The 8396-nt window shown below is 53.6% G+C and carries 5 protein-coding genes; 3 read left to right on the top strand and 2 right to left on the bottom strand.

Going from position 1 to position 8396, the window contains the following annotated elements:
* Positions 1–149: 149 nt before the first annotated feature.
* Positions 150–2834 carry an adenosylcobalamin-dependent ribonucleoside-diphosphate reductase gene (locus tag D7D26_RS07060; protein ID WP_120372569.1) on the top strand — a complete coding sequence of 895 codons (2685 nt, stop codon included), beginning with the start codon at positions 150–152 and terminating at the stop codon, positions 2832–2834.
* Between the two features lie 161 nt (positions 2835–2995).
* On the top strand, positions 2996–4795 hold the full coding sequence (locus D7D26_RS07065) for a S9 family peptidase (RefSeq protein ID WP_120372570.1): 1800 nt from the start codon (positions 2996–2998) through the stop codon (positions 4793–4795).
* A gap of 169 nt (positions 4796–4964) precedes the next feature.
* On the opposite strand, the gene D7D26_RS12150 is transcribed toward D7D26_RS07065, so the two are convergent.
* Complete coding sequence (locus D7D26_RS12150; RefSeq protein WP_147413056.1) at positions 4965–5171, bottom strand: hypothetical protein; 207 nt, start codon at positions 5169–5171, stop codon at positions 4965–4967.
* A gap of 1019 nt (positions 5172–6190) precedes the next feature.
* Here D7D26_RS12150 and D7D26_RS07070 point away from each other — a divergent pair.
* Positions 6191–7408, top strand: coding sequence for a mandelate racemase/muconate lactonizing enzyme family protein (locus D7D26_RS07070; protein WP_120372571.1), 1218 nt, complete (start codon positions 6191–6193; stop codon positions 7406–7408).
* 718 nt (positions 7409–8126) lie between these two features.
* Here D7D26_RS07070 and D7D26_RS07075 read toward each other — a convergent pair.
* Positions 8127–8396, bottom strand: a 270-nt coding sequence (locus D7D26_RS07075) for a transposase (protein ID WP_147413033.1), incomplete at its 5' end; no start/stop codon positions are given.

Consider the following 8396-nt stretch of genomic DNA (forward strand, 5'->3'; position numbering starts at 1 on the left):
TTTTGTATATTTAGTGTTCTTTGGGTTTAAGTCAATACTATTTCTAGTGGCATTTTTTACCGGGACGAGGTAGAATGATTTTGCCGTTTCGTAAAAGATCCGCACAGAGGATTCACTTTTAAAAATTCCACAGAACGGGAGACCTGTCCATGTATAAATCGATGAAAGAGCGCTTTCGGGATTCGCTGGATATGGGGCTGCTTGAAAACCCTCTGGTGCCGCGCCAGTCGGAGAACGCGCGCTGGCTTTTGGAGCAGCGCTATTATGCCGACCGCTACGACCCGGAGACGGGCGGGCTGCGCAAGGAGCGCAGTTTCGAGGAATTCGCGCGCCGCGTCTCGCGCATCGTCTGCACGGCCGAGAGTCTGTACCGCAAGGCCGACGACATCGAATGGCTCCGCCGGCTGGAAAAAAATCTTTTCGCCGATCTCGTGGAGGGACGCTTTATTTTCAACTCACCGTGCCTTTTCGCTTCCGGCGCGGGCATGACCCGAGTGCCGGAGCTGGCGGAGCTGATCTACCGCTCGCCTGACGAGATGGAGCTGGCGGACTACCGGCGCCTGTACGACAACAAGACGGACAATCAGCAGCTCTTCGCCTGCTTTGTGATCGACATCCCCGACAGCATCGAGGGCATCTTCGACTCGGTGCGCGACGCCGCCATCATCAGCAAGTACGGCGGCGGCGTGGGCGGCAACTTCGGCCATCTGCGCGAGCGCGGCGCCGACATCAAGGGCGGCACCGGCGGCAAGGCGTCGGGGCCCGTCTCGTTCATGGAGACGTGGAACACCATGGGCTGCGTCGTGGTGCAGGGCGGCCGCCGCCGCGCGGCGCTGATGGGCATGCTGCCCGACGACCATCCCGACATCGAGCAGTTCATGGACGCCAAGACGGAAGAGGGCAAGCTGTCGTATTTCAACATCTCCGTCTGCGTGTCCGACGAGCTGGTCAGCGCCGCGCGCGAGAAACGCCCTTTCGCGCTCCGCTCCCGCGCCAACGGCAAGGCGGCGCGCACGGTACAGGGCGACGAGCTGTGGAACAAACTGTGTCAGAACGCCTGGCGCCGCGGCGATCCCGGCGTGTTCTTCATCGATCGCGCCAACGCCGACAATCTGCTCAAGCTCTCGGGGGACTTCGACATCGAGTCCACCAACCCCTGCGGCGAGCAGCCGTTGCCGACGTACACGAGCTGCAACCTCGGCTCCGTCAATTTGGTCAAATTCGTCCGCCCCGACGAGACGGGCCGCCGAAGCTTCGATATGGAAGGTTTCATGGACCAGGTGTACCGGTCCATCTACTATCTCGATCTCGTCATCGACGCCACCAGCTACCCGCTGCCGCGCATCGGCGAGCGCACCAAGCGCATCCGCCCCGTGGGGCTGGGGCTGATGGGGCTGGCCGACGCGGCGATTTTGAGCGGCGACGTCTACGGCTCCGACTCGTTCAAAAGTTTCTGCGATTCTCTGGGCGCCCATATGTCCGGCGCGGCGCTGATGGCGACGGTCGATGCGGTCGCGCACATGGGCAAAGAGCCTTTTTCCGAGAGTTTCGCCGTGGCGAAGCTGTTCGAGGGAGAGCATCGCGCCCACGGCGGCGAGCTCTTCGCGCGCCAGTGGATCGAGGAGATGGACCGCGACTCCTACCGCGAGTTCGTCGCCCAGATGCGGTCGCACGGCCAAGTTCCCTACACGCTGCTGAACACACTGGAAGTCCTGCCGGAGGTGCTCGGCGCCGACGCGCTGCCCGAGCTGAAACGGCTGATGACGGCGCTGCTGGAAGGGAAGCTGCGCAACAGCCGCCGCCTTTCCATCGCGCCGACCGGTTCGATCTCGATGATCTTCGACAGCTCGGCGGGCATCGAGCCGAACTTCGCCTGGCGCTGGAGCCGCAAGGTGATGAAGTCCGACGGCGACGGCTGGGAAGTGCGCGAATATTTCCACCCGCTGATCACGCAGAAGGAAGCGGAGGAACTGCGCGGTTCGGGCGTCATTTCCGATCCGCGCTACGTGACGGCTTACGACATTTCACCGGAGCAGCACGTGGACGTCACGGGCATCTTCGCGCGCTACGTGGACAGCGGCATCAGCAAGACCGTCAACCTGCCTTCGTCGGCCACCGTGGACGACGTGCGCAAGGTGTACGAGACCTGTTACGACATGGGCTGCAAGGGCATCACGATCTACCGCGACGGCTCGCGCGACAACCAGCCCATCGAGACGAAGAAGGAAAGCGAATCTAAGAGCGAAGCGCCGGCCACGGTGACGCGGGCCGAAGCGGAGGAAAAACCGAGCGCCGAGGAATCGTCTCAGCCGGCGGGGCTGGAACGCGCCGCCGAGGAGCACGAACACGTTCCTTACAGCAGCAAGGTGAAGCAGCGCTCCACGCCGATCGTCTTCGGCAAGACGATCAAGGACCGTACGCCCTGGGGCAGTCTGTGGGTGACGCTGAACTACGACGGCAACGAGCCGTTCGAAGTGTTCGCCTCGCTGGGCAAGAGTGGCTCGGAGCTGAAAGCCATGACCGAAGCGATCTCGCGCGTGATCTCCATCGGCCTGCGTTCGGGCTGTCATCTGGAGGATTTCATCGGCACGCTGCGCGGCATTTCCGGCAAGGAATACTGGATGTTCGACTGCGACGACGACGAAATGGTGCGCTCGATCCCCGACGCCGTGGCGCTGCTGCTGCAGAAACTGATCGAACAACGGAGCGGCGCGGCGGCGAGGAGCGCGGGCGAGCCGCGCAGCGAACTGATCTGCCCCGAATGCGGCGCGCCGATGGAAATGGTGGCCGGCTGCGCGTATTGTTTCAGCTGCGGCTATTCGCCCTGCAAATAAAAGAACACAATGAGCTTTTCCTGTCGAGTCTGTAAAACTGTGCTATGATTCGATGGAAAAACTCTTTTGAGTTCCGTCTTTGAAAAGCGCCGCCGAAGGCTCGAAAGAGGCTCGGCGGCGCTTTGTTTTTGGGAACAAATTTTTTGACTGGAGGCCATTCGATGACGGAAAAGAAAACGGTACAGTTCGACGATCTGCTTCATTTCAAGTTCCTTTCGTGCCCGCGGCTTTCGCCGGACGGCAAAGCGCTGGTCTTCGCGTCGAAGCGCGACGCCTCGCTGGAGAAGGATGTTACGGCGCTCTACCGGCTGGAACTCGGCGGCGGCGAAGCCCGCCGGCTGGGCGTCGTGCCGCTGCCCGTGAACGAACTGTGGCCGCTGGCGGACGGCAGGATCCTGCTCAGCGCCGTGTATACGCCGGAAGAACCCAACCCCGGGAACGCGCAGTATAAAGTTTACACGCAGATCCCGTTCTGGCAGAACGGCAAGAACTTTACCGGCCAGCGCCGCAGCGCCCTGGCGCTGTGGGATCCCCGTTCCGGCGAGTTCAGGCGCCTCACGCCCGACCGCATGGACGTACTCGACTGCACGCTGTCGCCCAGCGGCGGCGCGGCGCTGCTGGTGGCCGAAGAGTACGAAAAGGTCAAGCCGCTGTGCAATCACGTCTGGCGGCTCGATCTCAAAAGCGGCGCGATGGACTGCCTCAGCGAGGGGCTTGAGTACAGCTTCAAGACGGCCGGCTGGAGCGGCGGGCGCGTCATCGTCCTCGCCAGCGACATGAAGCGTTACGGCATGAACGAGAACGCCCTGGTCTTCGAGCTGAAGGACAAAAAGCTGACCTGCCTGACGCCGGATCTCGACACCAGCTTCCATAACAGCATGGTCGGCGACTGCCGTTACGGCGTGGAAACGCAGTACGGCCTGATCGACGGCGACGGTCTGTATTACATTTCCACGCAGGGGACGAGCAGTCAGATCCACTTCAACGACCTGAACGGGCACGACCGCAGCCTGACGCCCGGTCTGCTTTCGGCCGACTGCTTCGACGTGCGCGGCGGGCGCGTGCTCGCCGTGGGCTTCCGAGGTCTGCAGCTGCAGGAACTGTACGCCGTCGGAAACGACGGCGAGACGCAGCTGACGCATCACAACGACTCTTTCATGGCGCAGTTCCAGCTTTCCCAGCCCGAACACTATACGGTGGACAACGGCGAGGGGCTGACGATCGACTGCTGGTACATGAAGCCCGTGGGCGCGGAGCCAGGCAAAAAATATCCGACGATCTTCGACATCCACGGCGGCCCCAAGGCGACGTACGGCGCGCTGTATTTCCACGAGGCCCAGTGCTGGGCGGCGCTCGGCTACTCGGTGATCTTCTGCAATCCGCGCGGCGGCGACGGGCGCGGCAACGAGTTCGCGGACATCCGCGGCTCCTACGGCGTCAAGGATTATCAGGACTTCAACGCCATGCTCGACTGGGCGGTCGCGCATCTTGACTTTATCGACGCGGAGCGCCTGGGCGTGACCGGCGGATCGTACGGCGGCTACATGACCAACTGGATGATCTCGCACAGCGACCGCTTCAAGTGCGCGGCTTCGCAGCGCGGCATCTGCAACTGGATCTCCTTCGACGGCGTCAGCGACATCGGCTGGTATTTCGGCACAGACCAGCAGGGCGGCAGCGGTCCGCTGACCGATCTCGAAGGCGCGTGGAACGCCTCGCCGCTCAAGTACGTAGGGAACGTGAAGACGCCGACGCTGTTCATCCATTCCGAAGAGGACCGCCGCTGCCCGGACGAGCAGGCGTTCCAGTTCTACACGGCCTTGCAGGTCCTCGGCGTGGAGACGCGGCTGTGCTATTTCCTCGGCGAGAATCACGAGCTGAGCCGCTCGGGCAAGCCTCGCAGCCGTCTGGCCCGTCTGCGCGAGATCACCGGCTGGATGGACCGCTTCCTGAAAAAATAAGACGCGCCGGATCGCTCGCAGCGCCTCTATGTTCGACATTTTAATTGAAAAATAGTATTGAGCCTGCCGCGTGACGAGTGATGCGGCGGCATGATGAATTATTTCATGAAATGGGAGAGGGACCACGGCAGATACAGTCTTGCCGCGGTCCCTCAGATTATAGGCGGTTTTACAGAATATCTTCGCTTAACAGGAAATCGATGACGTCGACGTTCAGGATCTCGTTTTCATCATACCAGCGCTTCCGCACATCCTGCCGGACAGCGATCTTGGGGAAGGAATCCCCAGTGATGGAAAAGGGCTTCATTTCCGTACGGATCTTTTCCTCTGTGTCCATCGCATAAGCGGGCTGGATATAGGTCTTCTTTCCTCCCATGGTGGCGATAAAGTCAATCTCTCGGGCGACTCAGACGGAATTCCCCTTCCTATTCCGGGTGTTTTCGAAGACGATCCCGATAAATATAATCAAGTTGAAAACTTGAGCAACATGATACAACAGTTTTTAACTGCAAGATACCACGGCAGGATGCCTGCGTCAAGAATTTCATTGAAAAGTTCAGCGGCAGTCCGCAAAAGGTTTCAATTAACGGTTCACATTGAGCTTGATAACGAAAGATAGCAGTATCTGACGATTACAGCACCGCCTTGCAGTTTACAGTTGAATAAAGAAGAATCTCCTTTCCGGATGAAATACCATATTAGTTAGGTCTTACCATATAAGACAAGTTTTTCCATGAAAATACTCGAATAGAGGGCGATGGACAATTCACTTTTGAAGAATACTCCGATTTTCTGAAGATTTCCTGCTGCCTTTATGGTTTTTCAGCACACAAAGCACTGCACATGAAGTAGTTTCAGGCAGAACCGTCATTTGCTATCACCGTGCACTTGATATCTCTCCCAAAGGGGGTATCTGCCCAGAGTACGGTGCGAAGTTGCATGTCAATTAGCATTTAGACATAGCTCTGTGGTATCTGTGTATAAGCAAGAATCTCAAAAGTATTGTCTAAAAACGTCATATTGCCAAAATCGGTTTAATCACTTAAACTCTGATTATCAGTTCAATAATCAAAGGGAGTACTGCCTCGGCGATAAAGCTTAGGGTTCGTAAGCCATCAGGGAGTCCATTACTTCTCAGGGGCTGGCTTCGACATCCTCTTCAAAAGCAACAATCCCGAACCATGATTTGTAGATCATCATATCTCCAAGGAGCGACACATGGTTAAATGCCTCTCAAATGACTTCACAAAATCTTGAGCCGTTGCGATAAGCACGGTGCTTCGTTCTTTGCCTTTGTTCTTGTTGCTGCCATTGCTGTTTTATTGAAATAGTACAAGCGAGATGTTTTTTAGACAAAACCTAAATACATCACAAAATAAAGGGAGGAGTCATAAAATGAAAATAACAAGTATCAGTGTAATGCAGATGCCCTCGGGGAATGCCGGAGCGTCACGTGGTGCGTGGTCGCCGGTGATTTGCTGTGTTCATACTGACGAAGGAATTTCTGGCTATGGAGAAGCTGGTCTTGCTTATGGTAAAGGTTGGCGAGCCGGGATGGGGATGATTCAAGATTTTGCCGAAGCTATTATTGGAATGGATCCCATGAAGAGTGAACTTATATGGGAAACTCTCTTCCGAAAAACCTTCTGGGGAATGGGAGGAGGAACTGTTGTCAATGCTGCAATTAGTGCTATTGACATTGCATTATGGGATATCAAAGGTAAGGCGCTTGGGGTTCCTGTGTATCAGCTTTTAGGTGGAAAAACAAATGAAAAACTGCGTGTTTATGCAAGTCAACTTCAATTCAACTGGGGAGTTTATAACGATAAACAGGCTTTAATCACTCCTGATGAATATGCTGAAGTTACGCTGAAAGCTATGGCAGAAGGTTATACGGCTATCAAGGTTGCCCCCATAATTTTTAGCGACCAACCTGATGGAAAGGGGGCCTGGAATATTAGGGGACCACTTGAGAAACGAGTAATCAGAACAGTTTATAATCGAGTAAAAGCTATGCGTGACGCAGGAGGGGATGATCTGGATATTATAATTGAAATGCATTCGAATACAGATACAATTTCTGCAATTCAAATTGGACAAGCGTTAGAAGAACTGCATATTTTTTATTATGAAGAACCTTGTCATCCACTTAATGTCGAGAATATGATCGAGGTCAAAAAGAAAATCAATATTCCTCTCGCTTCAGGTGAACGCATCTATACGCGCTATGGTTATCGTGAATTTTTAGAAAAGCGAGCTCTTCACATAATTCAACCGGATCTATGTCTGTGCGGCGGAATCAGCGAAGCAAAGAAAATTTGTGATATGGCAGCAGTCTACGATTGTCATGTACAAATTCACGTGTGTGGTAGTCCTATCTCTAAAGCAGCTGCTTTACAAATTGAGGCCGCACTTCCTAATTTCATCATTCACGAACATCATCAGCGGGCTCTTGCGCCAGAGAGTCGTGCTTCCTGTATGTATGATTATCAGCCCAAAAATGGTTTTTATGATATCCCGGAGCTGCCGGGTATTGGGCAAGAACCTACACCAGAAACATTAGCAAAATGTGAGGCTATGATAATAAACAAACGCAGGGCTTATATGTCTTAATATTAGAGAATTTCTGTATGCGAAGCAAAGTATCACGGTCTACTCAAAAGGGACGCACTGTTGTTTGCGCTGGGTCTTGTCAAAGAAAAACTCGGCGAAGCGTATCGTCGAGCCAATGCAGAGACGATGATCGAAATCATGTCTGTGTTCTACGACGAAGAACTTGCATATGCTCTGGTTCTGCCGGCTAATCGACACATATTTGAAAGGATCATTGCCCATGCGTCTTATTGAGTCTTGGTTATGAGGTTGAGGAGCTGAACATCAAGATCGGATGCTCAGGCCACAGTGATGAGTACTTCTTTCTGACGATTTTCGACATCAGCAGAAAAACTATAAGCATAATCCTGCATCTTTTCTCGTCATGCAAGGGACCTTCTACCGTAGTTCTCATTCTGCGGCAGAAGGTCTTTTTATTCATTGTCTATTGTCGGAAATGTATATCTTTAAGAAACAGATCGTAAGGTCGTCCAATGGATGAATAGTGCCAATTAAGCGAATTATTTTAAATTTGTTAAAATGATATATTAAGAAAAAATTAACATTGACAGGTTTAATACCTTGCTTCAATTAATCATTTGGCTTGAGAGAAATGATATTTATTAAATTTCAAATTTTCTTTTTTTCTGAAAAATGGTACTTTATAATGCAAATAGACTCTAAAGAGAAATTAAGAAGACAGTTCTAGGGCTTGTTTAAAAAAACATTTCAGCTTGTATTATTTCAATAAAATAACACTGGCAGCAACAAGAACAAAAGCGAAAAACGAAGCGTCAAGTTTGTCATAGCGGGTGAAAATTCTACGGAACCATTTGATTTTCTGAAAGAAACATTCAACCAAGTGTCGTTCCTTGTAAACATGCTCATCTATAAACCACGGTTCGGGATTATCGCTCTTCGGCGGGATAGTGTAACTTCCCTCCCGAGAAGTAATGTACTCTCTGATGGCTTGCGAACCGTAAGCCTTATCGCCGATGACGTTGCTCCC

This window comes from Pyramidobacter sp. CG50-2, assembly GCF_003612005.1.
Classification (GTDB): domain Bacteria; phylum Synergistota; class Synergistia; order Synergistales; family Dethiosulfovibrionaceae; genus Pyramidobacter.

Excerpts from the sequence above, each read along its gene's own strand:
- D7D26_RS12150 (WP_147413056.1), bottom strand. The coding sequence starts at position 5,171 with ATGGGAGGAAAGAAGACCTATATCCAGCCCGCTTATGCGATGGACACA.
- D7D26_RS07060 (WP_120372569.1), top strand. The coding sequence starts at position 150 with ATGTATAAATCGATGAAAGAGCGCTTTCGGGATTCGCTGGATATGGGG.
- D7D26_RS07065 (WP_120372570.1), top strand. The coding sequence starts at position 2,996 with ATGACGGAAAAGAAAACGGTACAGTTCGACGATCTGCTTCATTTCAAG.
- D7D26_RS07070 (WP_120372571.1), top strand. The coding sequence starts at position 6,191 with ATGAAAATAACAAGTATCAGTGTAATGCAGATGCCCTCGGGGAATGCC.